Origin of the sequence: Streptomyces sp. NBC_01669 (assembly GCF_026339735.1) — a bacterium.
In the GTDB taxonomy this organism is placed as follows: domain Bacteria; phylum Actinomycetota; class Actinomycetes; order Streptomycetales; family Streptomycetaceae; genus Streptomyces; species Streptomyces yanii.
This window is the reverse complement of sequence record NZ_JAPEQG010000001.1, coordinates 979073-1005874: the sequence shown is the minus strand read 5'-3', so window position 1 is coordinate 1005874 and position 26802 is coordinate 979073. Positions and strand designations below refer to the sequence as shown.

Annotated in this window: 21 protein-coding genes and 2 pseudogenes; 14 read left to right on the top strand and 9 right to left on the bottom strand. The window is 69.8% G+C overall.

The window, feature by feature from the left end; all coding sequences use genetic code 11:
* Positions 1-6: 6 nt before the first annotated feature.
* Entirely contained in the window at positions 7-927 is a 921-nt protein-coding gene (locus OG972_RS04535; protein ID WP_266990276.1) for an IS701 family transposase, read from the bottom strand.
* Between OG972_RS04535 and OG972_RS04530 the strand changes: the two are divergent.
* A pseudogene (locus tag OG972_RS04530) lies at positions 927-1403 on the top strand (transposase); the annotation flags it as partial. The gene OG972_RS04535 and the pseudogene OG972_RS04530 sit on opposite strands and share 1 nt — an antisense overlap.
* 11 nt (positions 1404-1414) lie before the next feature.
* Here the strand turns inward: OG972_RS04530 and OG972_RS04525 are convergent.
* Complete coding sequence (locus OG972_RS04525) at positions 1415-2002, bottom strand: histidine phosphatase family protein (RefSeq protein ID WP_266978475.1); 588 nt, start codon at positions 2000-2002, stop codon at positions 1415-1417.
* Between the two features lie 319 nt (positions 2003-2321).
* On the opposite strand from OG972_RS04525, the gene OG972_RS04520 reads away from it, so the two are divergent.
* The gene (locus OG972_RS04520) at positions 2322-2567 is read left to right on the top strand and encodes a hypothetical protein (protein WP_266978473.1); all 246 of its coding nucleotides are present in this window, start codon (positions 2322-2324) and stop codon (positions 2565-2567) included.
* 9 nt (positions 2568-2576) lie between these two features.
* On the opposite strand, the gene OG972_RS04515 is transcribed toward OG972_RS04520, so the two are convergent.
* A complete protein-coding gene (locus OG972_RS04515; protein WP_266978471.1) occupies positions 2577-3533 on the bottom strand; it encodes a hypothetical protein in 957 nt (318 codons plus the stop codon).
* A gap of 194 nt (positions 3534-3727) precedes the next feature.
* Between OG972_RS04515 and OG972_RS04510 the strand changes: the two genes are divergently transcribed.
* Together OG972_RS04510 and OG972_RS04505 are read left to right on the top strand one after the other, a co-directional pair.
* The gene (locus OG972_RS04510; protein WP_266978469.1) at positions 3728-4186 is read left to right on the top strand and encodes a helix-turn-helix domain-containing protein; all 459 of its coding nucleotides are present in this window, start codon (positions 3728-3730) and stop codon (positions 4184-4186) included.
* Between the two features lie 56 nt (positions 4187-4242).
* Entirely contained in the window at positions 4243-4851 is a 609-nt protein-coding gene (locus OG972_RS04505) for an NIPSNAP family protein (protein ID WP_266978467.1), read from the top strand.
* 551 nt (positions 4852-5402) lie between these two features.
* Here the strand turns inward: OG972_RS04505 and OG972_RS04500 are convergent.
* Positions 5403-5831 carry a lamin tail domain-containing protein gene (locus OG972_RS04500; RefSeq protein WP_266990274.1) on the bottom strand — a complete coding sequence of 143 codons (429 nt, stop codon included), beginning with the start codon at positions 5829-5831 and terminating at the stop codon, positions 5403-5405.
* A 750-nt stretch (positions 5832-6581) separates the two neighbouring features.
* Between OG972_RS04500 and OG972_RS04495 the strand changes: the two genes are divergently transcribed.
* The 3 genes from OG972_RS04495 to OG972_RS04485 all read left to right on the top strand — a co-directional run bounded on the left by OG972_RS04495 (position 6582) and on the right by OG972_RS04485 (position 9534).
* A complete protein-coding gene (locus OG972_RS04495) occupies positions 6582-7568 on the top strand; it encodes an NAD-dependent epimerase/dehydratase family protein (RefSeq protein WP_266978465.1) in 987 nt (328 codons plus the stop codon).
* 845 nt (positions 7569-8413) lie between these two features.
* On the top strand, positions 8414-8614 hold the full coding sequence (locus tag OG972_RS04490) for a hypothetical protein (protein WP_266978464.1): 201 nt from the start codon (positions 8414-8416) through the stop codon (positions 8612-8614).
* Between the two features lie 326 nt (positions 8615-8940).
* Positions 8941-9534, top strand: a complete 594-nt coding sequence (locus OG972_RS04485) for a GNAT family N-acetyltransferase (RefSeq protein ID WP_266978462.1) — start codon at positions 8941-8943, stop codon at positions 9532-9534.
* 259 nt (positions 9535-9793) lie between these two features.
* Here OG972_RS04485 and OG972_RS04480 read toward each other — a convergent pair whose 3' ends face one another.
* The gene (locus tag OG972_RS04480) at positions 9794-13969 is read right to left on the bottom strand and encodes a carboxypeptidase regulatory-like domain-containing protein (protein WP_266978460.1); all 4176 of its coding nucleotides are present in this window, start codon (positions 13967-13969) and stop codon (positions 9794-9796) included.
* A 446-nt stretch (positions 13970-14415) separates the two neighbouring features.
* Between OG972_RS04480 and OG972_RS49550 the strand changes: the two are divergent.
* Positions 14416-14826, top strand: a pseudogene (locus OG972_RS49550) (transposase); the annotation flags it as partial.
* A gap of 663 nt (positions 14827-15489) precedes the next feature.
* Entirely contained in the window at positions 15490-16005 is a 516-nt protein-coding gene (locus OG972_RS04475) for a hypothetical protein (RefSeq protein WP_266978458.1), read from the top strand.
* 322 nt (positions 16006-16327) lie between these two features.
* On the opposite strand, the gene OG972_RS04470 is transcribed toward OG972_RS04475, so the two are convergent.
* A complete protein-coding gene (locus OG972_RS04470) occupies positions 16328-16909 on the bottom strand; it encodes an HD family hydrolase (RefSeq protein WP_266978456.1) in 582 nt (193 codons plus the stop codon).
* Positions 16910-16921: 12 nt separating this feature from the next.
* Positions 16922-18049, bottom strand: a complete 1128-nt coding sequence (locus tag OG972_RS04465) for a helix-turn-helix transcriptional regulator (RefSeq protein WP_266978454.1) — start codon at positions 18047-18049, stop codon at positions 16922-16924.
* Positions 18050-18276: 227 nt separating this feature from the next.
* On the opposite strand from OG972_RS04465, the gene OG972_RS04460 reads away from it, so the two are divergent.
* From OG972_RS04460 to OG972_RS04440, 5 genes are all read left to right on the top strand, one after another.
* On the top strand, positions 18277-18810 hold the full coding sequence (locus tag OG972_RS04460; RefSeq protein ID WP_266978452.1) for a hypothetical protein: 534 nt from the start codon (positions 18277-18279) through the stop codon (positions 18808-18810).
* Between the two features lie 919 nt (positions 18811-19729).
* A complete protein-coding gene (locus OG972_RS04455) occupies positions 19730-20884 on the top strand; it encodes a radical SAM protein (RefSeq protein WP_266978450.1) in 1155 nt (384 codons plus the stop codon).
* 330 nt (positions 20885-21214) lie between these two features.
* Positions 21215-22021, top strand: a complete 807-nt coding sequence (locus OG972_RS04450) for an aminoglycoside phosphotransferase (RefSeq protein WP_266990272.1) — start codon at positions 21215-21217, stop codon at positions 22019-22021.
* A 369-nt stretch (positions 22022-22390) separates the two neighbouring features.
* Positions 22391-23725, top strand: a complete 1335-nt coding sequence (locus OG972_RS04445; protein ID WP_266990270.1) for an amino acid permease — start codon at positions 22391-22393, stop codon at positions 23723-23725.
* A 189-nt stretch (positions 23726-23914) separates the two neighbouring features.
* Positions 23915-24724 carry a hypothetical protein gene (locus OG972_RS04440; protein WP_266978448.1) on the top strand — a complete coding sequence of 270 codons (810 nt, stop codon included), beginning with the start codon at positions 23915-23917 and terminating at the stop codon, positions 24722-24724.
* Here the strand turns inward: OG972_RS04440 and OG972_RS04435 are convergent.
* Entirely contained in the window at positions 24705-26075 is a 1371-nt protein-coding gene (locus tag OG972_RS04435) for a HAMP domain-containing sensor histidine kinase (protein ID WP_266978446.1), read from the bottom strand. The genes OG972_RS04440 and OG972_RS04435 overlap by 20 nt on opposite strands.
* On the bottom strand, positions 26072-26734 hold the full coding sequence (locus OG972_RS04430) for a response regulator transcription factor (protein WP_266990268.1): 663 nt from the start codon (positions 26732-26734) through the stop codon (positions 26072-26074). The genes OG972_RS04435 and OG972_RS04430 overlap by 4 nt, the downstream gene beginning before the upstream one ends.
* Positions 26735-26802 lie beyond the last annotated feature (68 nt).

The following is a 26802-nucleotide window of genomic DNA, read 5'->3' as shown; positions in this document are numbered from 1 at the left end:
CAGCAGTCAGCATTCGGGCAGGGAGCCGTCGGCGGCGCGGCGGATCGTTCGGTTTGCGGGTCTGACCCGCAGCGCCAGGAACCGTGAGCGCATGTCGGCGCGGGGGTTGTGCTTCGTGGTCTTGCTGCCCTGGCGCCAGGTCACGGTTCGTGCCGCCGATCGCCCTGTGTTCAGGCCGAGTTGGCGCAGAGTGCTGTGCTGGACGGGGTAGGCGGGTCCGGGCGGGCGGCCCTGGCCGCTGTAGGGCGGGCGCTCGGGGACGGTGTCGCCCGGGTAGGCGGTGGTGGTGCCCTTGACCGCGACGGCGTAGGTCAGGTCGCGCTCGGTCGGGCCCTCGCGGAAGCCGGTCGCGTCGCCGTATCCGGCGTCGGCGACCACCGGCAGGCCGGGCAGTTCCCAGCCCTCGCGGACCTCGTCGAGCATGTCCAGGGCCAGGCGCCACTTCTCCTTGTGCCGCTCGCTGTCGGGGATGGCCGCCTTGGCGCGTCGGCGCTGGATTGCCCCGGTCAGCAGTGCATCGCCGGTGTTCTTGGTGTCGTCCCAGCTCTCGGGCAGGAACAGGCGCCAGTTGACCGCCGAGGAGGCGTGGTCGCTGACCAGATTGACGCTGACGCCGATCTGGCAGTTGCCGCGCTTTCCCAGCGCGCCGCAGTACATCCGCGCCACACCCGGTGAGTCGTAGCCGTCCTTGGGAAAGCCCACATTGTCGATCGCGTACGCCTTCGGCGAGATGTGAGCGGCAGCCCAACGAGCCAGCTGCTCACGGACCTTGGCCCAGTCCCAGGTCGAGGAGGCCACGAACTGCTGGAGTTGCTGGTGGTCCACGCCCAGTCGTTCGGCCATCGGCTGCATCGACTTGCGCTTGCCGTCCAGCATCAGCCCCCGCAGGTACAGCTCGCCCTTGGCTCGCTGATCCCGCCGGGCCAGAGAACCCCGACCGCGAGCCGCGGCCCCGGATGCGAGCCACCTACAACCGCAACGACGGGGTCCGGCATCTGTTCGCCGCCTACAACCTGATCGACGACAAGCTGTTCGGGCACGTCAAGCCGCGCAAGAAGCGAGTGCAGTTCCTGGAGTTCTGCCGCTCCCTGCACCCCGTGGAAACCCGCAGGCCGATCATCTGCGACAACTTCTCACCCCACCTGACCACGAAGAGGGACGGTAGGCTCGGGGACTGGGCTGCGACCAACAACGTCGAGATCGCCTACACCCCGACCAACAGCTCGTGGCTGAACCGGATCGAGCTGCAGTTCACTGCGCTGCGCCACTTCGCCCTGGACGGCAGCGACCATCCCAACCATCGAGTGCAAGCCAGCATGATCCGCCGCAACATCGCCTGGCGCAACGGGCATGTCACCGACCCGAGTCTGCGCAAGGTCATCGCCAGAGCGAATGTCGCCTGACGCGCCAGCCGCTACGGCAGGCTCCAGGCGAGCACGACCGGCTGCTCGTGCTCCATGCCCAGAATGCTGATGGTGCCTGGATGCGGGTGGCCGAACAGTCGGCTGGCTGACGGGTCCAGGCCGAGCCAGCGCGAGGTGAGAACACGCTGCAGGTGACCGTGGGCCACGATCGCGACGTCACCATCGTTCAGCATCGGCCGCACCCGCTCCAGCACCGCGTCCGTGCGCGCGGCCACCTGATGGAGCTGTTCGCCCGGATGGTCGGCGTCGCCGGGGACGACGCCGTCGCGCCACAGGTCCCAGCCCGGCCGCATCTGCTGGATCTGCGCCGCAGTCAGGCCCTCATAGCCGCCGTAGTCCCACTCGACCAGGTCCGCGTCGGGCGTGACGCCGGACAGGCCCGCCAACTCGGCGGTCCGCAGCGCGCGACTCAGGGGGCTGCTGAATATGGCGACCAGGTCGCGGCCGGCCAGCTTCGGGGCGAGCGCCTTGGCCGCGGCCACGCCCGTGTCCGTCAGCGCAAGATCGGTGCGGCCGCCGTGCTGGCCCGTCCGGCTCCATTCGGTCTCACCATGCCTGATCATTATCAACTCGCCCATGGCCGAGGACGATATCCCACATCGAATACCGGCGAACGTTGCCTGGCGCGGCACTAGCGATGTTTCGGAGCCGGTGTGAGGGCGGGCGCAGCCCGCCCTCACCGACTGCGAGTTAGAGAGTGTCCAGACGTAACAGGGCTCTTGTGCCCGCTACTCACATCGGCGGCGTAGGCAGCCCAGTCTCCGCCCGATGCTTGCTGCCACTGGACGGCGACTTTGATGTGGACCCCGAGCATCCGGGCGAGGATCGCGGCCGGGACTTCGGTCGCGAGAGTGAACAACGCGATGGAGCGGTCCTGTTCGGGACGGATCCCGATTGATGAAGACGCTTGCCGATCTGGCTGTCGGTGAGGGGACGTCCCGGCTGTCCTCCTGGGAACAGCCAGGGAACGTCCTGCGGAGTGCCGATTCTGGACTTGCCGCAGCGGGTCGCGACGAGCTCGAGGACGAGGCCGGCCAACAGCGCGGGCAGGACGACCGGCGATGTGCCGAACGTGATGGAGACGGTGTCGCCCTCGAAGTGGACGTCATCGTCAGCGACCCCACGACCGCACCGCGCAGGTGAAAGATCAAGTCAGGGACGCTCGCAGACCGGGTCGTCGATCGCGCTCACGGTGTACGGGGGCTCCCCCGGGGGGTCGTCGTTCTGGCTGTTCACCACGTAGAGCCGGCAGCCGTGGCGGGCCAGCGTGGTGGGCAGGTCGAACGGCTCGCCCGTGATCCGGTGGGTCACCGATCCGGTGCGCAGCTCCTCGTCGAGCGAGGCGACGTAGACCCCGCTCGGGGCGCCGTAGTTGAGCACCGCGTACAACGTCCGCCCGCGCAGCAGCATGCCGTCGGCACCGAAGGACGCCCCGCCCAGATCCAGTTGACCTACCTCTCGGGTGGCGACGTCGACCCGCCACACGGCCTCCGTTCCGTTGGAGGCCACCAGCAGGGTTCGCCCCGACCGGTCCGCCACGATGCCGTTCAGCAGCCAGAACTGCGCCGGGAACTGGGGGAAGGCGGAGCGGATGTCGAGCCAGGGCTCCAGGGGCCCGAGTTCGCCGCCTTGGATCTCGGCGCGGTGCACGACGGGATTGGCCCAGTCCGTGACGTAGACGGCGTTCTCGGTGATCACAAGGTCGTTGAGGTCGGGCGCGCCGAGCGGTCCGCTCTGTGCGGTAAGCGTGGCCAGCAGGCGCCCGCGGCGGTCGTGGACGGTCAGCTCGGCGCCTCCCACCGAGAAGACCCGACCCTGGGCGTCGGTGTGCACCCCCAGGGTGCTCGTACGGTCCTCGACGCCGTCCGCGCGGAAGGGACGCAGGCGGGGGGCGCGGACGTTCCCCCGGTACAGTGCGCCGGTGCCGTCGGAGGACACGTACATCGTGCCGTCGCCGTCGATCGCGATCCCCTCGGGCAATACCCCCGGGGACCGTGCGACGACGTAGGTGCGCGGCAGATCGTGCGCGACGGCCGGGGCGGGTTGGGCTGCCAGGCCGGCCAGCAGGACCGAGGCGCCGAGACACAGAAGACGGTTGGTGCCGGGCATCGTTGCGACCTCCGGGTACATGGGTGGGTCCCGCCGCTCGGGGACGCTCGAGAGCATGCCCAGGGCGCCCCGCGACCGCATGGCCTTTCACGTCTGGGCGAAAGGCTTCGCCCGGACGATCACACCCGCCGACCCTGCACCTGCCGTCGCGCTCCTCGTACGACATCCCGCTGTGCGGCCGGGGGCTGCTGCTCATGCCGTCCTGGTTCGCGACGAGCCTCGTGATCATGTACGGGCCCGAGGAGTCGACCGTCCTCGCCCCACCGATGCATTTTCCCGGCACGCCGGCCGGCTCGCCCCGGGTGCTCGGGCCGCTGCTCGGCCGGACCTGCGCCGCGGTCCTCCTATGTGTGCGCGATCCGGCGACGACCACCGCGCTCGCCGAACGCGTCGGCGTCTCCCTGGCCTCGGCCAGTCGGCACGCCACCGTGCTGCGCAACGCGGGGCCGGTGCCCACGACCCGGATCGGCACCACGCCACCGTGCTGCGCAACGCGGGGCCGGTGCCGACGACCCGGATCGGCACCGCCGTCCTGCACAGCCTCACCCCCGCTCGTCCGGGCCCTGCTGGACGGCGGGCCCCGGCCCTTCTCGGCCAAGGGCTGTCCGGCTCCGGGCCGGGTGGGCCCCTGCGGTCATGCGTGGGCCGCGTGAGCATGCCCGTTTCTACTGACAGGAGATGTCAGTGGAGTGCTGCTAACTTCCCGGCCATGAACGCCATAGTCGAACTCCGGCAGTACACCCTGCACCCGGGCGCCCGGGACACGCTGGTCGACCTCTTCGAGCAGGAGTTCGTCAGAGGTCAGGAGGCGGTCGGTATCACCGTCGGCGGCCGGTTCCGGGACCTGGACGACCCGGACCGCTTCGTCTGGCTGCGCAGCTTCCCGGACATGACTGCGCGGGCGCGAGCGCTGCACGCCTTCTACTACGGTCCCGTCTGGCAGGCCCACCGCGAGGCGGCCAACGCGACCATGCTGGACTCGGACGACGTCCTCCTGCTGCGCGGACCGGGCTTTGCAGCTCCGGACGCCGCGAAGCCGGTCGTCGCGACCGTCTGCCACCCCTTGGACGTGGCCTTCGCTGACCACTTCGAGCAGTACCTGCGACCCCGGCTGACCGCCGCCGGAGCTCCTCCGCAGGCGGTCCACCGCACCGAGCACGCGGAGAACAACTTCCCCGCACTGCCGGTCCGTACCGGTGAGGACGTCATGCTCTGGTTCACGGCAGGGGAGGCAACACCCCTTCCGGACCTCTCGGCCCATCTGAAATCGGCTCCGCAGCAGCTACGGCTGGAGCCCGTCCGAGGGCGGCGGTCCTAAGAGCCTGTCGGGTGACCTCTGATCGGGCGGCCACGCCCTGGCACGCACGCTTCCCGCGTTGCCGAAATGTCCTCGTAGCTCCTTCCCCGAGCTCTCAGCTTCGTTCGAGCAGGGGAGACCCCATCCGAGGACATCCCGCCGCCTTGGAATCGCACGCACCAGACCGCGTCCGCTATCCGATCGAAGGTCACCCGACAGGCTCTAAGCGGACCTCACAGGGCTGTCCCGTCATTCCTGGTGGATCAGGGCGCGGCGTCGGATGTGGTGGCATCGCAAGGCGGAGGGGCGTCCTTGCACGGGGCGTGCGGCAGGACACCCCGTGCCTGTCGTGTGCGTGCGTCGTTGAACGTAGCGTGCGCGGCTATGTACCAACCCACAGGATGCACACACCAGGGTCTCGGTGCGTGTCCGGTCCGTGCTGCCCCGGCGATCCTCTGCCCGCAAGAACAACGGTGAGCGCGCGAGGGGCGTGCCGCCACCCCGGGGTGGGGGATGGCGGCACGCCCTGGTTCCCTAGGAGGGCCCGCGATCAGTGGCGGGCGGGGGTCAGGTCAGCGGCGGTTCCAGCGGTCGCCGTAGCGGTGGTCACGGCCCCAGGACTCGGTGTCGACGGCCCGGCCGTCGTCGTTGCGCAGCGTGGCCCGGTCGGAGTGGTTGCCCCAGACGTAGTCGCTGCGGTCCTGGTAGACATCGGTGCGGGTGTCACGGCCGTAACCGGTGTGGACCCGGACCGTGGCCCGGCCTGCCAGGCGCAGGTCATCGAAGCGGTAACGGTTGCCGTCCCCGTCCGACAGCGTCCACCCGTCCAGATTCACCGCCCGGCGACCGGTGTTGGTGACCTCGACCCACTCCCCGTTCAGCGAACGGTTGGAGTAGTCGTCACGGCCCGGGCTGTTGTACTGGATGTCACCGAGCACCACCCTGGAGTACTCCTGGTGGTGACGGCCCGAGTGGTGGCCGTCGTCGGCGGACGCCGGCATCGCCGACACGGCGACGGCGGAACCGACCGCCAGACCGGTGGCGACAAGACGACGGACGGTACGAGAAGCAGACACTGATGTCCCCTCAAGTCAGAGGCGCCCAGGCCCGGACAAGGGCCATGCAGCGCGATACGGGTCCCGGCCCAACAAGCCGAGGACCCACACCCTGAAGCACCCGCCCCGGCGCCGGCGGAGACTCCGACCCCCGTTACACAATGCGGACATTTCAGTAACCGGCGACTGTAACGGTCACACACTTTGCGTGAGCGTGCCCCTGACATTCACTGGGAGTGGCATCCATCCCGGCCGCGTTCGGCGGCAAGCCCTTTCCGGCCCTCGGCGCACCGTGCTGCCCCATCCTGCGCTCTGTCTTCGCGCCACGTAAATCGGGTAACAGGTGCAATGCTTAATAATTCGGACAGCAGCGCGATGGTCACACATCCGCGCGACAGTTCGCCGCGTTGTCGACGGTGACAGGTGATGTCCTCATCCCTGGCCAGGGTGCCGCAGATTCCTTGGTCCGGGTGAGGTGAGCTGTCGGCTGTCCCACCACCGGGGCGTCGACCGTGTCCGCGTGCCGGAGCGCAGCCGCAACACATCTTCCCGACGTCGCCGTTGCGGTGCTGCGCCGCGTGCGTGGGGAGGTTCAGGCGGTGGTCCAGGTGCGGAGACCAGAGCTCTTCCCCGCGGGCCGCTCCGCTCTCGGCGAAGCAGGGCGCGCAGGCTCATAGTCCGTGTTTGAGTGGGCCGATGGAGATCTTGGTACTGGGTGGAACGGCGTGGGTGGGCCGCGAGGTCTCGCGGCAGGCACTGGAACGCGGGCATCGGGTGACCTGCCTGGCCCGCGGAGAGAGCGGCGAAGTGGCCGAGGGTGCGGCGCTGGTCGCCGCGGACCGGCGCGACCCGTCGGCATACGAAAGACTGGCGGGCCGGGACTGGGACGCCGTGGTGGAGGTGTCGTGGCAGCCGGGTTTCGTCCGTGGGGCGCTGGCGGCGCTCGGCGAGCGGGCAGGCCACTGGTCGTACGTGTCGTCGGTCAGCGCGTACGCCTCCCAGGCAGAGCCGGACACGGACGAGGCGGCGGAACTGCTCCCGGCGGCCGAGCGGGACGAGGTCGACCGCGAGGAGTACGGGGAGGCCAAGGTGGCCTGTGAGGAAGCCTCGACGGCCGCGGTGGGCGACCGGCTCCTCATCGCGCGGGCGGGACTGATCGGCGGCCCGGGCGACCACAGCGGCCGCACCGGTTACTGGGTCAGCCGTGCGGCGCGCGACCCGCTGGCGCCGCTGCTGGTGCCGGCTTCCCCCAGCATCCCGACGCAGGCGGTCGACGCGCGGGACCTCGCGGCGTGGCTGCTCGACTGTGCGGAGAAGGGGACGACCGGAACGTACAACGCGGTCGGCCCGATCGTGTCCTTCGGGGAGTGGGTCGCACTGTCGCGGGAGATCGGCGGGCACACCGGGCCGGTGGTGGAGGCCGACCCCGACTGGCTGCTCGGGCAGGAAGTGGGCCAGTTCATGGGCCCGGAGTCGCTCGCGATGTGGATGGCCGACCCGGACTGGGCCGGCTTCAGCGCCCGCAACGGTGCCGCAGCGAGCGCGGCCGGGCTGCGGCACCGGCCCCGGGCTCAACTGCTGGCGGACACGCTGCGTTGGGAGCGAATTGAGGGTCTGGACCGACCCCGCCGGGCCGGCCTGAGTATCGAGCGTGAGCGTGTTCTCCTGGACGCGCTGAGGTAGCGGGGCGCGGCGGGACACGCGCGCCGTCGAACTGGGGTGGCGGATCCGACGGGTCGCCGGCGTCGGCCGCGTCGGTGATCCGCCGGCCGGCTTCGGCGCGGTCGAGCTGCTCGCGATCGACGAGGTCCGGAACGGCGGCGGCGAGGTGGTCCCCAAGGCCTGGGCGCCAATGAGGTCGGTGAGGGGGTCGGCCGGCTCCGAGGCCCCCACGCCGACCGGTTGCGTCGGGCTGCCCCTCGGCCCGTCAGGCGGGTGACTGCCGGCCGCAGCGGCCGCTGGAACCTTCGAACCCGTGGAGAAGGATGCGCGGTCACATGGGCCCAGTTCCGTCCGATTTTTGGTCGCGTCCAGCACTTCGGCGAATATTCGCCGACGATTTGGTATGCAGTGTCCGATAACTGAACATGGGATGGATTCCCCGGCGGTTCCCGCAGCCGGCGTGCGCCCGCACGCTGGGCAGCCGCTGCACGGGCCGGGGGCCGTGGTGCTGCCCTGCGGGGCAGGCGACGGTACCCAGCACGACGAAAGGCGCACCATCCCTATGTACGACACCGGAACCGTCTGTGCGGGGGCTCCGGCCGTTTCTGCGTATCTGCGCCCTGACCTGCAAGTACCGACGGCCTCCTTGAAGACCTGAGCCGACTCCTCGTCGCCGAAGCGCTCGGACTGCCACCTACCGGACCGTGTGCCGCCGTCTTTCCACCGCACCTGGTAGTTGTGGATCTCAGCAGCGGTGAGGAGGCGTACCGCGCCCTGGTGGGGCATACGTCCGAGTGCGCCGGATGCCGCACTGATCGTTGCCCGGAGGCTGTGCGACTGGACCGGGAGTGGAGGCGGGTCCGGTCATGATCTGCGTCGACTGCGATGGGGCGATCACCGGCGCGTATGTCGTTGTCGCGTTCGGCGACTCGATGTCTGCGGCCCGCGCGGACTCCTACGCACATGCGCCCAAGTCCCTGGAGTGCAAGTTGCGCAGCCGGAGCAAGATGAAGTTCCGGCGGGTGCTCGATGGTGTGGAACGCGAGCCTGTACGGGCTCGGCGCTGAACTCCCGCCCGTGGACGTGACGCCGATCGTCTACGGGCGGGGCTCGACCGATCTCCGTGCACCGCACCCTCATGACTCCTGCCCAGGCCGCCGTCGATCCCCTTCCGCGGGCGGCCAGGGTGGGTTCTGCAAGTTCCCTGGCACCACCGACGCACAGGCCCCGACGTCTTGGCGTCGAGGCCTGCGGCGCGTACGCGAGATGAGTAGCGTGCGGCTGGTCCCACACCAAGACCGAACGCGTCCTGACCGACGCCATCGAGCACGACCAGCGCCGGACCCTGATTCCTACCCTCGCCGAGCGCGGCGCAGGCACGGTCAAGGTTCACGTGTACGGGGCCGCGCCCGACAGCCTTTCCGCCGGCGCCGACCTGGCTCGGAAGCTGGCCCCTGCCCACGGAGCCGTAACGGCCCGCGTCGTCTGGTTCCTCGGTCCCGACCAGCCCGAGGCGTACGCCCACGGTGTGGGCACCCGCGTCCAGCTCAAGGACTTCAGCACCGGGCCCGGGAAGGCCCCGGCCGCGCCGGTCCAGGAGTACAACCCCGAGGATGTCCACGCGGACTTCGCGGAACAGATGGCCGCTGACGCGTTCGCGTTCCTGTACGAACAGATGCAGGCGGGAACGGTTGGCCCCGTACTGACCATGCTGCGTGACGGCCAGGTGGCCGGCGCCATCGGCCCCATGGAGACCATGACCGATCCCAGCGGTGACGCGCGGCTGCTGCCCCAGTACTTCGGGGTGCTGCCGCAGCATCGGGGGCATGGCTATGGTCGGGCCCTGTGGCGCGCGGCGATGCACTGGGGGCACCAGCACGGTGCCGCTTACCAACTCCTACAGACCGAGGTAGGCGGCGCATCAGACCGCCTGTGCGCGACCGAAGGACTTACGTCGCTCGGGTTCGTCAACCAGAAGGATGTATGACCCGGTCCGGCAGTCCCCAGGGTGGACCGGGTGTCTGTAGTTCCCCCCGAGGTCAGGACAGCTTGAGTGACTGCACGGACAATGTGCCGGCGGGTCAAGGATCTTCTGGGCCGGCTGGGCGCCACCGGTCGCTTCCAGACGGGGGTTCGGGCGGTGCAGCGCGACTGGCTGTGAGCTGCGAGGAGGAGACGCGGGCGGGCCCACCCCGAGGGTCGCGGGGTGGGCCCGCCCATGGGCTGGGCGAGCGAAGGTCAGCAGATCAGGTGCAGCCGCGGGCCGGGGTGAGGGTGAAGTCGGCTGTGGTCGTCACCCCCTTGGTGATCTTGACGGTGCGTCCCTGCGGGGTCCAGCCGTCCTTGGCCGCGATCAGCGACAGCGAGTTGCTGTGGGCGTCGAGCCAGAGCGCGTAGTGGCCGTTCTTGTCGGTGGTCAGCGTGAAGCTCTGCGACCCTCCGTCGATCCGAACGGTGGCTCCTTGTAGGGCGGTCGGGCTGCCGGTGCAGCCGGCGCCGGTCACGGTTCCGGTGATCTTGCCCCAGTTCTTCGGCGGAGACACGGTCATGGCCGCGGTGATCGGGGCGTAGCGGTAGGGCGTGTGTTCCGAGACGCCCAGCTTGGCGGCATAGGTGCCCGGCTGGTTGACCGCGGCGGCAGAGGCGTCCATCGTCAGCGTGACCTCCGCGGAGTCACCCGGCGCGAGAGTGAGGTCGGTGATGTCCTCGGACAACCAGCTGGCCTCCGAGGTGCTGGCGCATTCGCCGTAGCCGGGGAGCAGCTCGACGGAGTTCGCCGGGTTGAATCCGGCGCCGTTGGAACCGCCGACCTTGTAGAAGCCGCAGGCGCTGCCGCCGCGGTAGGTGGTGCTGTTGGAGTTGGGTAGGTCCGTCCAGGTGCCGGTGGCCGGGGAGTAGGCGATGCCCCGATTGGTGAGGGTGGACGTTCCGTTGGTGATGCCGCCCGACAGCAGCAGCTGTCCGCTGGCCGCCGTCGCGCCCATGCCCCACAGGTCGATGGGCATGTCGGGGATGTGCGACCAGGAGTCGTCATCCGGGTTGTAGGCGTATGCGTGCTTGGTGGAAGTGGTACTCAAACCGCCGGCGCAGTACAGCACGTCGTCGATGGCGCCGCAGCCCTCCCAGGAGGTGGCCTCGGGGTAGTCGGCAGCGGTGGTCCAGCTGTCGCTGGCCGGGTCGTAGACCTGGACGTCGGTCGCGCCGCAATTGCCGGTGCAGCCGCCGATGAGGTACCACTTGCCGTTCAGGACCGCGGAGGCGGCGCCCGCGAAGCCCTTGGGGGTGCTTGCGCCGGTGGTCCAGCTGTCGCTGGCCGGGTCGTAGATCTGCGTGCTTGTCAGGGTGGCGCCGCTGGGCGACCAGCCGCCGGTCACATAGAGCTTTCCGTCCAGGAACGCAGCCTGAGGTGCCTCGCGGGGAGTGCCGCTGTCCGCGATGGGGCTCCAGGAGGTGGTTTCCGGGTTGTAGACGTAGCCCTTGGACTGGTAGGCGGTGCGGGAGGCGCCGCCGACGGAGTAGACCTTGCCGTCGTCGGCGGTCGCCACGGCGTTGTCCTGGACGGCTATTGGATAGTTGGCCACGGTGGTCCATGGCGGGGAGGCCGGGTTGGCCGGAGGGGTCTCCGGGCTGCCGAGGCGGTCGGCCGGGATGAAACCGGCCTCGTACGTGCCGGGGATCTCCTGCAGCGCGGCGCCTGGGCTCTGCCCCTGTATGCGGAACCCGCCGTCCTGTTCGGTGAGCTTGACGTGGGCGGAGGCGCTTCCGGTGTTCGTGACAGTGACCCTCGCGGTGCCGGTGCCCTGCCACCCCAGTGTCTTGGCGATGGAGGTCGGCGTGAACTGCAGCCGGCCCGCGGCCAGCACGGCGTCAGCGGTGCTCGCCCTGTCAGCGGCGATGTCCACGGTCGCGGTGGCGGAGGTGTACTCGGGCGCGCTGATGGCGACCTGGTGGGAGCCGGTGAGCGAGGAGAAGAACCAGTAGAAGCCGTCATCCAGGGCCGGGTCGTCGGAGGTGGCGACGGTGGTGGCGCCGTCCGCCGGCTTGTCGGTGCTGACCACCTTGGCTCCGGCCACGCCTTCACCGGTGTTCTTGTCGGTCACCTGACCGGTCACCAGCCCGCCGGGCGTGGGGGCGCAGGTGCGCTGACCGGCGAAGACGTCGTCGATCGCCCACCAGTAGGAGAAGCTGCTGCTGTAGTGGAAGCGGATTTGTACGGTGCTCTTGCCGGCCGCCGCAGGCAGGTCGACCCTCTCGGTGCGCGGGCCGTAGCGGTTCTCGCTGGTCCAGTGGGTGAGGTTCTGCCAGGTCGTTCCGCCGTCGACGCTCAGGTCGACGTCGGCGGACCCGTACTTTCCGTGGTAGTCGTTGTGATAGCTGAGGTAGGGGGTGGTGAGGTTGCTGAAGTCCCACACCGGACTCACCAGGGAGGTGTCCTGGCTTCCGGCTGTCCCGTACTTGTAACTGTCGATGATGGCGAACTGGCCGGCGCCGCCGGTGTGGTTGCCGGCCGCCCCGGTTGCGGGGTCGCTGGTGACGAACCGCCAGGTCTGGCCGTTACCCTTGTTGTCCACCACCGTCCAGCCGGCCGGAGGCGTGGCGTCGCTCGCCCCCTCGAAGGACTCGGTGTCGCCGTCGTAGCGCACGGTGTAGCCGGCGGCGTCGCAGGAGGCCGCGTCGACCTTGACTCCGAAGTCCTGGGACAGGTCGGATTCGGCGACGGTGACGTCCTGGCCGGTTTGCTGGTAGCCCGGGTAGACGGCGTCGACCTGCAGGGTGTAGCTGTCGTCGGTCGGGAGGTTGATGCTGTAGCGGCCGGTGGCGGGGTCGGTGTGGACGGTGCTGGTGGGCTCGCCCTTGACCTGCACGGCCGCGTAGAGCGGCCATCCGTGGCCGGAGGCGTCGCGGACCCGTCCGGTGACCTTGACCCTGGCCTTGGCGGTGAGCGAGGCGTTCTCGATGACCGACTGGCTGTCGGCGAGGGTGACGGCGGGGAACGTCTTCGATACGTAGCCGAACTTGAGGACCTGGATGTCGTACGTACCGGGCCGCACAGAGAACTGGTAATGGCCCGCGGCGTCGGTGGTGGTGCTCTGGTCGCCGGCCGATATCCGCGCGCCGGCTATCGGGGCTCCGCCGGCGCTGTCGGTGACCGTCCCGCCGACCACCGCGTGCGGACCGGTGGCGAAGGCGGCAACACCGTTGGGCGTGCCCAGACCGGTCGGACCGTCGTACCCGGAACGCCCGCTGCACAGGTACGAGCCCCCGCAGGCGCCGTTGGAGCCCGACGTCACATCGTTCAGCGCCGACGGCTTGGCATAAGGAAAGGCATTCGGCAGTGTGCCGGGCGCCGGGGTGCCGCCGAGCGCGTACACCGAGGCGATGATCGGCGCGGAGACGCTGGTGCCGCCGTAGACGTGCCAGGCGCCGGCCACGTAGACCGCGACCCCGGTATTGGGGTCGGCGACCGCGGAGACATCCGCCACCGTCCGCCGCGCGCATCCGGTGTCGCTCTGCACCGACGGCTTGGCCTCGTACGCCGAACAGCCGCTGCCCGCGCCGTTCCACACGGTCTCGCTCCAGCCGCGGGTGGAGGAGTCCTTGACCAGCGACGTCCCGCCGACCGCGGTGACGTACGGTGAGGCGGCCGGATAGCTCACCCCGTAGCCGCTGTCACCGCTGCTCGCGGTGATGGCGACGCCGGGGTGGTTGAAGTACTGCGCGTCGTCGGTCAGCTCATCGGGGCTCTCGTTGGCGCCGTAGCTGTTGGAGACGAACTTCGCGCCCAGCGCCACCGCCTTGTTCACCGCGGCGCCCAGGTTCCCGACGGAGTTGTCGTCCGCCTCGACCAGCAGGATGTGGCAGTTCGGGCAGGACGCGCTGACCATGTCGAGGTCCAGGGCGATCTCCGCGGACCAGCCGCTGTCGGCGGCCGGATAGCTGGTGCCACCGCGCTGATCGACCTTCTTGAAGCAGCCGTTGGCGGTGGTGCACGGCGGTATCCCGTACTGCTGGCGGTAGACCGCCAACTCCGCCTCGGCGTTGGGGTTGTCGAAGGCATCCACGATCGCGACCGTCTGACCGGCGCCCCCGGAGGACGACGGCAGATTGTAGGCGCTCTGCAGCGCGGCAGGGCCGAAACCCGCCGGGTCCGTACCGGACGCCAACTGCGCCTTCGGGACCTTGACATCGTCGCGTTCCAATGCCTGACAGGCCATCTGCGCGGCGTGTTTGGGCGCGCCGCACACCCGGTGCGAGGGGTGATCACCCGAAGCGGTGGGACTCGGCGCGCGAGTGGAGCTGGGGTCGGCCGTCTTGCCCGGGGCCGCCTGGGCAGGCAGCTGCACGGCCAGGGCCGTGACAGCGGCTACGCCCAGCGCGACCAGCCGGGCGAGTCGTCTGATGTGTCTTCCGTGGGATGCCAAAGGTCTTCCCTCCGACTTACGGTGGCGCGGAATGAGACGCAGGACATGTGCATGACCACGCAAGTCTGGTGGTGCACCCGACTGTTCGGCCGGTCCCGGCCTGTCCGGGTCTGGGCACTTTCCGGAAGTGGACACGCAGTTGCTTTCGGTGGCGGCTCACGAATCCGCCCGGACCACCGAAGAAGCTCTCCCCGCCGACGCGGAAGCGGTGCGGCAAGGTGCGATCCGACCGCTCGTCCGGGCGCCGAGTACCAGTTGGTGCCGCAACCGCATCTGTCGCGGTGGCCGGTACCGGTGTTCACCGGCCCCACGGCGACACACACCTGACATCGAATCAGGTCGATTCGCTGCCTGGAGCTTCTCCTTGATCACGGACACCTGGAAAGTGGGGCGTGAGAGCCCAGAGGAAGTAGAGCCAGGCGGGAAGCAAGTACCAGAAGCGTTATCCGGAGGAGTTCAAGCGCGATGACGTCGCGCTCGTAGTTTCCTCGGGCCGGACGGTGACCGAGGTCGCCCGGGAACTCGGCGTCAGCTCGGAGAGTCTGCGGTCGCATCAACCCGGAGGCGTTGACGGACGCTCAGCTTCGCCAGGAGATCGGCACGGGCCGCGTGCCGCTGCGTACTCCGTCGACATGGCCGGCTGTCAAGACCGCCTTGGGTTCGGTGCTCGAACAGCCTGCCGGCCGGCGTCCTACCGCGGAAGACCTGGCCGCCCTCCTCGTCACCGCAGCCCTGGTGTCGCGCATCCTGCCCCCATCGTCCCGATCGTGGCGATGCCGGCTGACGACACCTGGAACGCCATTGGCACCCTGGCCGCTGGCCGGCACGTGCACGTTGTAAGGAAGGGAACGCAGTGAGCGCCCGCACCGCGCAGATCCTGTACGTCGTCGCCCTGGCAGCACTGACAGGGGCGCTGGGCTTCGGCATCCTGAAGCGCTGAACTCCCATGGCGAGCACGAGATCGGGTGGGGCGATCGGGAGTGCGAGCGATCGGATCCAGACACTCCGGCTTGGTGCGGGCTCGTGGAGCCCAGGGGTGGGTACCCGCAGGTCAGGGCAACTTCGCGTTCGCGGTTCCCGTGGGAACCTGACGGCGGGCGGAAGCGGATTAGGACGGGCCGGGACGGGGCGAAGCGTGCCGAAGCGCTGAGCGTTTGCGCAGGTCAGAGGAGAACCGCAGGTCAGGGCGGTGCGAGGGGCCCCCGTGCGGGGGCTCCGGCCGTCTTCGTGCATTCTCACTCGTGCCTGCGGAATCCGTCGGATCTTGGGGTGCTGGCCATGGCATCGGTGGCGATCCGGCTCACTCCACAGAAATAGATGAGACGGGCAGCGGTGATCTTCCCGCCACGCAGCATGTCACCCGCTGGCCATGTCTCCCGAGTCGTGGGGCGCGACATGATCCAAGAGATGTGCCCGAGCTGGTCACGCTGCTGCGGTGAGTTGCGCCTTTCGTCTGGCCATTGCCAATCAATGGGATGGCGTGCGGTGATCTTCCTGCCTACGATCCCGAGATAGCTGGAATGTCGATCATCGTGTGCCTGCCCGGTTCGGCCGCGGGGAGAGTGGACGAGGCGGCCGCAGAGGCGATGACGCCTTTCGCGCGAGACGGTGTGGGCGCCGTGGAGCGGGATGTGCGGGACTACTACCGGATCTGCGACGGTACCGTGGGCCTGCCGGTGCTGGCCGGCTACGAGGACGACCCGCGGTTGATCATCGACCGTGCCCGCTGGGACGGCACGCCGGAGCCCGGTTTGCCCGGGATATGCGCAGGTGGGCCGAGGGGGCTGATCGACTTCCGCGACGCCCTCCGAGCGAAGGCCGCCGAGCACGAGTTCAGCCTCCTGTCTTCGCGCAACGTGCTGACGCTAGGTGGATCGTGGTACGAACTGGAGGAAGCGCCCCTGCACGGTGCGTGCCAGGGGCGTGCCGAGTGCATCCACGAGCCGGACGTCGGCAACGAACATCTGGGTGTTCAGTCCTGTCTCCTCGCACTGCCCGGCGACACGCTGCTCGTCAATGTACGCTGCCACGTCTGATCCGTCAGAACGCTTGTCCCTGTGTTCGGCGGTCGGCGAGGCGCCACTCGGCATCCGACAGATCACAGCGTTCATGCGGCCCCCTACCCGGTACTCCTCGGCTTGCTGCTTCTGGTTGTGCTCTTCGTCCATCAGCAGGCGGATGCGGGCGTTGATCCGGGCGGGAACAGGGCACAGCAGGCCGTGAGGCCGGGGCGGGAAGGCATGGCCCCAACTGCAGGGGCGGGGGATGAAAATGATGCGACGCGCGTACACCGTGGTGCTGGAACGTGCCGTGGGCCCCGCCCCGTCCGCCGAGAAGGGGCCCACCGACGAGCAGCGGTCAGCTTTGCTTCTCGCCCAGCGCGGTGCGCAGCCAGTCCAGCGATCCGCTCTCCAGGACTGCGTCGGCGAGCTCGTTCGCGGTCTTCGTGGTGAGGCGCCCGCGGCTGTTATCGATCCACCGCTGGGCGTTCTCGTAGCCCTGCGTCTTGTACTCGATCCCTTGGATCATGCATTCCAGTTTGTCGGCGTCCCGAGCGCAGACCGCCTCCAGGGATTCCTTCGCTTCGTACTCGGCGACGACCTCCCGGACAGCGGACGCCAATACCTCGGGCATGCCGGCGACCTGGTCGGCCGTGACCGCTTCAGGGTCGGCGCTCTGGGCGTACTTCTTACCCAGGTAGTTCACGTCACCGGTGCGTGTCTCCTGCGAGTCGTGCCACACCGCGAGGAACGCGGCCCTCGCTGGGTCAGCCCCTTCGAGTTTCGCGATGACCGACGCGATGAGGGCGGTGCGCCAGGAGTGCTCTGCGACCGACTCGGGGTCGCGTACGCCAGCCATCCACCACCCGGTGCGCTTGGTCTGCTTCAGCGTCCCGGCCTCGTACAGGAACCTCGCCACTGCGGACAGGTCGTCTGCCACCTCGGACTCCTCTCACGCCTCGGCGAGGCGCATCGCGTACTGGATGCTCTCCAGCTCCCGACGAGCACGCGCCGAAAGCTCCCGGCTATCCAACATCACGGTGAGGCGGTCGCGTAAGGCGCGGGCTGCGGCCCCGGAGCGCAGCAGGTTGGGACGGATCTGGAGGAGTGACCACACGGTATGGATGTTCAAGTCGACGTAGCCGTGATGAAGCGCGAGGCCGAGGGACAGATGTGTGAGGAGCTTTTCGCCGGACCATGGACCGGGCGTGCGGACCGCAATGAAGTCGTCGGAAAGCTCAAGGTGCGGTGTCTCACCGAGCCAGTAGGCCCAGTAGTTGAGGTTTGCGGCCTCGCCCGCGTCATCGTCGGTGAGGTCCTTGTCGATGAAGTAGCTCATGCAGTCGCGGTCGCCCTGTCTAGCGGCAACGGCCGCCACTGATCGGCCGTTGAGCCAGCGAGTGAGCCAGTCCTGGGGCCTCTCGGTGCGTTGCTGGTAGGCGAGCCACTCCGACGTGTCGGCCTGGTCGTCGTATCCGGAGAGGTAGAGGGCCTGGCGGCGAAGGAGGAACTGCCCGTCGCTACGGGCGTGCTCGGCTGTGCGCCGCATCTGTTGGAAGAACCGGGTCCGGTCGGTTGGCGGGAGCTCCGGCCCGGGGGGTGCAGGGCCGCGGCGGGGCCGGGGAGGTTGGGGGAGTTCGCGCACGGGCTGGGGCGCTACGCCGTTGAGGGGCCAGGCCAGCACCTCGACCAGGTCGCGTTGCATCACCCAGGCGCCGAGCGGGCTCTCCTCGACGGGGATCTCCTCGTCTAAGGCGCTTGCGAGGAGGACGTCAGCCTCAAGCGCGCGTTCAAGGGCCTGAAGGAGAGTGGGGGCGGTCCCCATCTGCATCAGCCGGTGTCGGTGCATGAGCATCTGTCCGGTCGGCACAGCGGTGAGAGGGCGGCGCCCGGTCTCCCATCCGGCGATCGTGTCTGAGGACACCTTGAGTAGCTCGGCCGCTTCCTCCTGGGTGCGCCCCTGCTGCTCTCGTATCACGCGGAAGACGTAGCCCGAGATGACGCCCATACGGGGGCGTCCGGATGAACCCTGACCACCGGTCAGGGATTGTGGCGGGCTCGACTGCATGGCTTGCCCCATTCCCCATCGCTGACGGCAACCAACCTGTACTCGCGGTCACTTCATGCGCTGAGCACGGCTTTCTACCGTCGTAGTCATCACCAGACGAGCCTAGAGGGAGGCTCTCAGCAATGGGCACCGTTGCAGATCCCGAGGGCGCTACGCCGGTTGACTCTGCGTCAACCACGCGCGCTGCACCGCTCACCGCATCAGGGGAGTTGCGGCTCCATAAGGGCCCGAAGGCCCTGGTGCACTCGCGCTGTGAGCGGGAACTGGCGGTCAGTCACTGGCTCCTCGCGGCCGCCGAGGACATGAAGGCGGCCCGCAGGGAGTGGGAGGGGACCGGGATCGCGCTCCTGCGGTGCGGCGGACTGTTCGCCGCGATCCGCATCCCGGCCGGCATCGTGCAGGCTGCCGCTGGCACTGAGGATCCCAAGCGCATCGGCGTCTATCTGGACGAAGCGGTCCACGGCCCCGTTTTCATCGACACGTCCTCCCAGCGGTACTACGCGCTCGTACCGGCGAGCACGCCACGGCTACCGCAATGGGCTGACCGTAAGGTGCCGGATGCCGAGTGTCTCGGCTCCGGCTGTTTCCTCGGTGTTCCGCGCCCGCAGCGGACTGAGCCGGAGCAGTTCCGGTCCTACTGGTGTGTGCCGATGGACGGCCCCGGCGCCCTGTGCAGCCCGGATGCGGTCTCGCAGCTCGTCGCCTACGGCCGCTATCAGCGAGCCCTCGGGGAGCGCCGGGCGGCGGAGGCGGACGAGGACGGTCATGGATAGGGCGGCAGTGAGTGCTGAGCAGGCGTACCGCACGCTTGTGGGCCACACCGTGGCGTGCGGTGTCTGCCGTGCTGGTGCGCCGTGCAAGACCGCTGTTCGGCTCGGCCGCGCCTGGCGGGAGATCCGCCGGTGACCCGGGCCCCCAGCTGCATCACGTGTGGCGCCGCGCGGGGGCTTGAGCCTGTCGGCGGGACGTATGCCTGTCCGGCTCATATCCGTGGGCTGCGAGGCAGGGGCGATGACGTCCTCGCCGACCTGGTCTGGCTGCAGGAGACCCGCGCCGAGCGGTTGCGCGTGCGCCGCCTATGAACCCCTGCCCGTGGCTGCGCCGATCGGCCACGGGCAGGTCTCCGTCATCGCTACGAGAAAGGAACAGACATGCCCCAAGACCCCACCCCCACCGCCGATCCCACCGGCCGAGCCGAGCGGCCTCATGTGAGCCGAGGCGGGGCCGAGCCTGATCCGGCCCGTAGGCGACTGCTCATCACCGCGGCTGTCGTGCTTGTGCTTGTTTACGCGGTGATCACGTTCGCTGCCATGCACCGCCCGATCTGACGGGACAGAGATATGAGACTCCCGCCCGCACTGAGGCTGGGAGACCCCCGGTGAGTGAGCGCACCCGTCAGGTCCTCTACATGGTGACCCTCGCCGCACTGCTCGGCGCCTTGGTCCTCGGCATCAAAGACGGATAGCCGCCCCATGGAAAGGACGTGGATCACCAGCCAGTGCTGGCGCTGTGAGGCGCCCGACGTTCCCGTGCTGTGGCTCGGGCCCGCCCAGAGCCTGGAGTTACGGGGAGGCCCCCTTCTACTGCTGTCTGCCGTGCATTCGTCGAATCGAAGCCCTGATCGCCGCCCACCACCGGGCCTGACCGCTCCAGTCGCACGCACCTACCCGTGGAGGTCCCATGACCGCACCGATGAGCACCAGCAGAGACCAGGAAGCACGGAACGGCACGGCACCGCGGCTCGTCGCCAGCCCGTTCCTCGGCCAGTACCTCCTCGTCCAGCCCGGCCAGGCGGCCGGCGTGCGCATCCCCGAAGTCCGCTACGAGGAACTGGCGGCGGCCAGCGCGGAGGGTCGGCCGATCCCGGCCTGGCTGACCGACGCGGCGACGAAGGCGTGGGGCACCGAGCTGCCCGCGTCGCCGGTCGGCGACGTAGTCCTCGTCCGCGAGCGGTCCCGGTACGGGTACGGCAAGGCGTCGTGGGAGATCAACCTCGGCTGTGACTACGACTGCGAGTTCTGCTACCTCGGCGAGAAGCGGTTTGAGGGCCTGGACTGGGATGGCAAGCAGCGGCTCCTCCAGACGCTGCGGGACGTGGGGGTCCTGTGGTTGCAGATCACCGGTGGCGAGGCGCTGATCGACCGCGAGTTCGGCGCGGCGTACGAGTACGCCCACCAGCTCGGCATGATGGTTCAGGTCTCGTCGAACGGCTCGTCGCTGCGGAAGCGGCCGATCCGGGAGCTGTTTTCCCGGCACCGCCCGTACCGGCTGACCCTGAGCGTCTACGGCGCGACCGCCGAGACGTACGACACGGTCACGAGGAACCGCGGCGCCTTCACACGGTTCACGCAGGGCTTGGACGCCGCGCGCGAAGACGCGCTACCGATCCGGCTCAACGTGATCGTCTCGGACGACAACGCACACGAGGTCGACGCGATGGTGCGCCTCGCGGAGTCGTACGACTTCCCGCACCAGGTCTTCACGAACATGTCACCCACGATCGACGGCGAGGCGAACCCGCTGGCGACGCAGGCGGAGAGCCACCTCAAGCCCCGGAGCGTCTTCACCGGCTGCAACGCCGGTCACACGTTCTTCCACGTCAACCCGCACGGCATCGCGTCGATCTGCAAGGTCGGCCGCGACCCGAGCGTGAACCTCATCACCGAGGGCGTCGAAGCCCTCCCCCGACTCGGCGCGATCGCCGAGTCCCTACAGCTCCGCACCGGTGGATGCTCCGGCTGCACGATGGCGGACACGTGCCGTACGTGTCGGCCGCTGGCCAAGCTCTACCAGGAGGCGGGGGACCGACGAGATCTCTACTGCCAGCATGGAGGCTACGGATCATGACTCCACCCACCGCAGCCCTAACCCCGCCGCGCGAACCGGTGATGGTCACCATCGGCCGGCGCCCGGCGCCCGGCGGACGGGCCGACCGGCGTCCTGCCGGTGCCGCTGACCGTCGCCCCGATCGGGGACGACGAGGTCCAGATCCTCGCCGACCTGGACGAGGCGGCCGAGGCCGCTGAGTGCAGCTGCTCGGCCGGTGACGACCAGCCGTACTAACCCCCGGCGGGCGGACCCCGTGCCGCCCGTTCCAGCCCCTGAGTGCCGCCCCGGCCGTACTCTGGCCGGGGTGGCACTCCCTGTCCCAGAGCACCCGAGGAACCGCGCGTGTCCATGTCCCGTATCCCCTTCGAGCAGCTTCCCGCCGACGTCCGCCAGGCCGTCGCCGACAAGACCGGCGCCGTTCACCAGGCGGTGACCGCGCCCGGCGGCATGAACTCCGGCATCGCCTCCGTCATGGAAACCGGCAGCGGCAGCGTCTTCGTGAAAGGCATCCCGGCCGACCACCCGCAGGTCGCTGCGCAGCGCCGTGAGGCGGCGGTGGCCCCGCACCTGCCGCAGTCCTGCCCGCGCCTGTACTGGCACCTGGAACTCGACGGCTGGAGCCTCCTCGGCTACGAGGTGGTCGACGGCCGCCACGCCGACTACACGCCCGGCTCGCCAGACCTGCCGCTCGTGGAAGCGGCGCTCACCGAGCTGCAAGGGATCACGGCCCCGGCCGACGTCGAGATCAAGGATGCCGTGGACCGGTGGGCGGAGTACACGCCGCCGGGGACATTGCAGCACTTCGACGGTGACGCGCTGCTGCACACGGACTTCGCCCCGGACAACGTCCTGATCGTCGGCGAGCGGGCCCGGCTCGTCGACTGGGCGTGGCCGACGCGGGGCGCCGCGTGGATCGACCCGGGCGCCCTGGCGCTGCGCCTGATGGACGCCGGGCACCCGGTCAGCTCGGCGCTCGCGGTCGCCGGCCGCTTCCCGTCCTGGTCCGGAGCGGCCCCGGAGGCCCTGGCCGCGTTGGGTGCGGCGACGGCCGCCCTGTGGCGGGAGATCGCCGAGGAGGCGCAGGGCGAGGAGTGGAAGCAGGGGATGGCCCGGCACGCGGTCGCTCTTGGGGACGCTCTCCGCGTGGACCTGTAGGCCCCGGGCAGACCACTGCCCCGGCACCAGGGGTTGGTGCCGGGGCCTGCCGCGCGTGCGTGAGACAGGTTTTTTGGCCAGCTTGGCGCCTGGCGCAGGCTCGTGGAGCCCGGGTGTGGATACCGCAGGTCAGGGCACTTCGCATTCGCTGTTTTCCCATGGTTTTCCCGTGGGAAAACGGCGGCGGGCCGAAACGGCTCGGGACGGGTCGGGGCGGGGCGATACGGGCCGAAGCGCTGAGCATTCGCGCAGGTCAGAGGAAATCCGCAGGTCAGCGCGCTGTAAGGGGCCCACTCGCAATCGGCTCCGGCCCCGGGCATCCCCGCTCCGGCCCCGACCCAAGGCCCCGCCTCTGACCAGACGGGGCACATTCCGTCCCAGGAGCAGGACGGGGGCAGTCGGCACGCCCGGCGCTTCGGGCTTCCGGTCGCCACCGCGCTGGTCATGGGCAACATCATCGGCGGCGGCATCTTCCTGCTCCCCGTGTCCGTTGCTCCGTACGGCACCATCAGTCTCGTCGCCTTCGGTGTGCTCACCGTCGGCGCCATCGCACTCGCGCTCGTCTTCGGGCGGCTCGCGCAGCGCGACCCGCGCACCGGCGGGCCGTACGTCTACGTGCGCGAGGCCTTCGGCGATTTCGCGGGTTTCCTGGCCGCCTGGTCGTACTGGATCACCTCCTGGGTGAGCAACGCTGCGCTCGCCGTCACCGCCGTGGGCTATCTGGACGTGCTGCCGCCCCTGCACGGCTCGCCGTGGCTGATGATGACCGCCGCACTCGTCGTGCAGTGGCTGCCGGCTCTCGCCAACCTCGCCGGGACCCGTTACGTCGGCGCGGTGCAACTCGTCTCCACCGTGCTGAAGTTCGTTCCTTTGCTACTGGTTGCGATCGGCGGGCTGTTCTTCTTCGACCCCGACAACCTCGGTCCCTTCCAGGCCACGGAAGGCAGCGCCCTCGGCGCGGTCTCCGCATCCGCGGCGATCCTGCTCTTCAGCTACCTCGGCGTCGAATCGGCGGCGGTCAGCGCGGGTGAGGTGCGCAACCCGCGGCGCAACGTCGGGCGCGCGACCGTCCTCGGCACGCTCGGCGCGGCGCTGGTGTACTTGCTGGGCACTCTCGCCGTCTTCGGTACCGTCGCGCACGACAAGCTGCTCACCTCCAGCGCCCCGTTCACCGACGCGGTCAACGTCATGTTCGGCGGCAGGTGGGGCGGCGCGGCGGTCGCGTGCGCGGCGCTGGTGTCGATCGTCGGAGCGCTCAACGGTTGGACGCTGCTCAGCGCCCAGACCGCGTACGTCGCCGCCCGAGACGGGCTGTTCCCGGCACGCTTCGCGGTGAAGCGGCGGGGCGTGTCGACCTTCGGCGTGATCGCCACGGTCGTCCTTGCCTCGCTGCTGACTGTCTACAACTACATGGCCGGGACGGCCCGGGTGTTCGAGATCCTGGTGCTGGTCACGACCTTCACCGCGACCGTCCCGTACCTCCTGGCGACGGCGGCCCAGCTGTACTTCCTGGTCTCGGGCCGGCGCGACCGGGTCCGCCCGGCTCGACTCGCCCGTGACGCCGTGCTCGCACTGGCCGCCTTCGCCTTCTCCATGTGGCTCCTGGCGGGTTCCGGCTACGCCGCCGTCTACCAGGGCGTGCTGTTCCTCTTCGCGGGTGTATTGGTCTACGCATGGATGTCGGCCCGCAAGGCGCGCGCCTGACGCCTCGGTGGGGGACCGGTCGGAGGGCCGACCAGGTGTGGACGGGCGTGCCGGAAGGCGTGTGCTCGACGTCCTGGCGGTGATCAGGCGCAGTCCTTCGCAGCCGCATGCGGGCTTGCCCCGAGCCGAAGCCGACTGCGGAGAAGCAGTCAGGATGTGTTCAGGTTCGCCGTGCCAGCCTCACCTTTCATGACGAACGAAACAGCTGCGTTTCCGGTACGCGCCGGGGCTCGGCAGATGCTGAACAAGGTCCCCGAAGTCACGGTGTACTTCTGGGTGATCAAGGTGCTGTGCACGACGGTGGGCGAGACCGCCGCCGATCTCCTCAACGACAACCTCGGTCTGGGGCTGACGAACACGTCGCTGGTCATGGCCGTGCTGCTGATCGGCACGCTCTGGTTCCAGTTCCGGGCCAAGAAGTACGTCCCCGGGCTCTACTGGCTCGCCGTGGTGCTGATCAGCGTGGTCGGCACGCTGGTGAGCGACAACCTCACGGACAACTTCGGAGTGGCGCTGGAGACGACGACGGCCGTCTTCGCCGTGGCGCTCGTCGCGGTGTTCGCCGCCTGGTATGGGAGCGAGCGGACGCTCTCCATCCACTCCATTCACACGGTCCGCCGTGAGGCGTTCTACTGGGCGGCGATCCTCTTCACGTTCGCTCTCGGCACCTCGGCGGGCGACCTCACGGCGGAGCGGATGGACCTCGGGTACTGGGTGTCCGCACTGCTGTTCGCCGTGCTCATCGCCGCCGTGGCCGCCGCCCACTACGGGCTCGGCCTCGCCGCCGTCCCGGCGTTCTGGATCGCGTACATCCTCACCCGCCCGCTGGGCGCCTCGTTCGGTGATTACCTCTCCCAGGCGCGCGCCGACGGCGGTCTCGGCCTCGGTACGGTCGGCACCAGCGCGATCTTCCTCGTCCTGATCCTGGCCCTCGTCAGCTATCTGACGGTGACCCGGCGGGACGCGACCCCCGCTCCCGTCAGCCCGTCGGAAGGCTGACCACGAACCGCGCTCCGGCGGCGGCCGGGTCCCACTCGATGTCGCCGCCGGACGCGCGGGCCAGCCGCCGGGCCAGGGCCAGCCCGAGACCGGCCCCGTCATGACCGTCGTCCGGGTCGGCGCGGCGGCCCGGCTCGAAGACCTCCGCCCCGGTCTCCGCGGGCACACCCGGGCCGTCGTCGGTCACGGCGAGCTCGACACCGGCCGGGGCCTGGGCGTACGTCAGGGTGACGGCGGTGGCGGCGTAGCGGCGGGCATTGTCGAGCAGTGGCATGAGCATGCGTTCCACGAGCGCGGGGGAGACCCCTGCGGTGACGTCGGCGCCGCCCCGTACGGACAGCGGCGGGGCGTCGGGGTGCTGCTGCGCGTACTGCTCGGCGACGTGCTGGGCCGTAGCGGACAGTCGGCACCGGCCGGGCGGCTGCTCGGTGCGGGCCCGGGCTTCGGACAGCAGGGTGTCGCAGATGTGCTGCATCGTGGTGGCGGCGGCAGCGATCGCCTCGTGGGAGGCGTGCTGTCCGGCCGCGTCCCGTGGCCGGGCGGTGAGCCAGTCGGTCTCGGCCACGATGCGGGCCAGCGGGGTGCGCAGCTCGTGCGAGAGCTCGGCGGTCTGCAGCTGTTCGTGGCGCAGTACGGCGGCCAGCCGGTCCAGGAGTTCGTCGAGGTTGGTGGCGAGCGAGGCGAGCTCCTCCGGGCGGTGGCCGGTGCCGAAGCGTTCCGCGGCGCCGAGCTCACTCCAGCGGGCCGCCCGGGTGCTCATCTCGGCGACCGGGCGCAGGGCCCGCTCGACGATGGTGCGGGTGAGCAGATACACCCCGGCCAGGAGCAGCAGCCCGAGGACCGCCGAACCGGCGAGGGCGGCGCGGGCGGTGCTGCGGTACGGGTCGAGGGAGACGGCGACGACGACGGTGCCGGTCTGCCGGTTGCCGGCGCGCACCGGCAGGGCGTACAGCCGGGAGGCGTTCCTGCCGCCCGACTCCTGGTATCTGATGCCCTGGCCGGCGAGCCCGTCCGCCTGCCGCTGGAGCGCGGCGGGCGCGCTCGGCCGTTCGACGGCCGTGCTGCCGCGGTAGATCCACGTGCCGACATCCAGGGCACGGTCGTCGGCCGGCTCGTGGACGACGATCCCGCCGTCCGGGCGCGCCTCGACGGTGGCGGCCACCGCCGCGGCACGGGTCTGCAGCAGGTCGGCGGCCTGGCTGCTCAGCCGTCCGGCGAGGGCGATGTTGAACGCGACGGTGAGCGCGGCGACCCAGGCGGTGGCGGAGGCCAGCGCGAGCAGGGCGAGGCGGCCCCGCAGGGTGCGGGGCAACGCGGTGCGGAGGCGACCGATGACGCGGAGCCGCCTCATATCAGGCGGTACCCAACGCCTCGTACCGTGCTGATCCCCTGCGGGCTGTCCGCCTCGCGCAGCTTCCGGCGCACCCGGGTCAGGTACTGGTCGAGGGTGTTGTCGCTGACCTGTGCCCCGTCGGGCCAGGCCGCGCGCAGCAGTTCCCGTCTGCGTACGGTGGTTCCGGGCGCCGCCATCAGTGCGGCCAGCAGGCGGAACTCGGTGGGAGTGAGCGCCACCGGCTTGCCGCGCACCTCCAGGAGGTGGCGTACGGGATCGAGCCGGAGCTCCGCCAGCTCGACCACGGGGTCCGGTCCGGCGCGGCGCAGCGCCGCGCGGATCCGGGCGGCCAGCTCGGCCAGGTGGAAGGGTTTGGCGAGGTAGTCGTCGCCGCCCGCCGAGAAGCCCGAGAGCCGGTCGGTGAGCGTGTCGTGCGCGGTGAGGAAGACCACCGGGGCCTGCAGCCCCGTTGAACGCATGGCCTGGCACACGTCCCGGCCGTCCGAGTCGGGCAGTCCGATGTCGAGGACGACGGCATCCACTCGATCGTCGAGGGTGCGCAGGGCGCCGGCTCCGCTGGCGGCGGTCACGACGGCGAAGTTCTCCTCGCGCAGTCCGCGGGCGAGCACGTCGCGCAGCCCGTGGTCGTCCTCGACAACCAGGACGCGGCGTTGCAGAAGTTCCGTCACGGCAGTCGAGTCTTTCGTCGGGGGCCTGCAGCCCGGTCGCAGCACTTTCGTCTACA

Bases quoted from the DNA above. Each gene is read 5' to 3' on its own strand.
- OG972_RS04525 (WP_266978475.1), bottom strand. From the start codon at position 2,002: ATGGGCGAGTTGATAATGATCAGGCATGGTGAGACCGAATGGAGCCGG.
- OG972_RS04520 (WP_266978473.1), top strand. From the start codon at position 2,322: ATGAAGACGCTTGCCGATCTGGCTGTCGGTGAGGGGACGTCCCGGCTG.
- OG972_RS04515 (WP_266978471.1), bottom strand. From the start codon at position 3,533: ATGCCCGGCACCAACCGTCTTCTGTGTCTCGGCGCCTCGGTCCTGCTG.
- OG972_RS04510 (WP_266978469.1), top strand. From the start codon at position 3,728: ATGCCGTCCTGGTTCGCGACGAGCCTCGTGATCATGTACGGGCCCGAG.
- OG972_RS04505 (WP_266978467.1), top strand. From the start codon at position 4,243: ATGAACGCCATAGTCGAACTCCGGCAGTACACCCTGCACCCGGGCGCC.
- OG972_RS04500 (WP_266990274.1), bottom strand. From the start codon at position 5,831: ATGCCGGCGTCCGCCGACGACGGCCACCACTCGGGCCGTCACCACCAG.
- OG972_RS04495 (WP_266978465.1), top strand. From the start codon at position 6,582: ATGGAGATCTTGGTACTGGGTGGAACGGCGTGGGTGGGCCGCGAGGTC.
- OG972_RS04490 (WP_266978464.1), top strand. From the start codon at position 8,414: ATGATCTGCGTCGACTGCGATGGGGCGATCACCGGCGCGTATGTCGTT.
- OG972_RS04475 (WP_266978458.1), top strand. From the start codon at position 15,490: ATGTCGATCATCGTGTGCCTGCCCGGTTCGGCCGCGGGGAGAGTGGAC.
- OG972_RS04465 (WP_266978454.1), bottom strand. From the start codon at position 18,049: ATGGGGCAAGCCATGCAGTCGAGCCCGCCACAATCCCTGACCGGTGGT.
- OG972_RS04455 (WP_266978450.1), top strand. From the start codon at position 19,730: ATGAGCACCAGCAGAGACCAGGAAGCACGGAACGGCACGGCACCGCGG.
- OG972_RS04450 (WP_266990272.1), top strand. From the start codon at position 21,215: ATGTCCCGTATCCCCTTCGAGCAGCTTCCCGCCGACGTCCGCCAGGCC.
- OG972_RS04440 (WP_266978448.1), top strand. From the start codon at position 23,915: ATGACGAACGAAACAGCTGCGTTTCCGGTACGCGCCGGGGCTCGGCAG.
- OG972_RS04435 (WP_266978446.1), bottom strand. From the start codon at position 26,075: ATGAGGCGGCTCCGCGTCATCGGTCGCCTCCGCACCGCGTTGCCCCGC.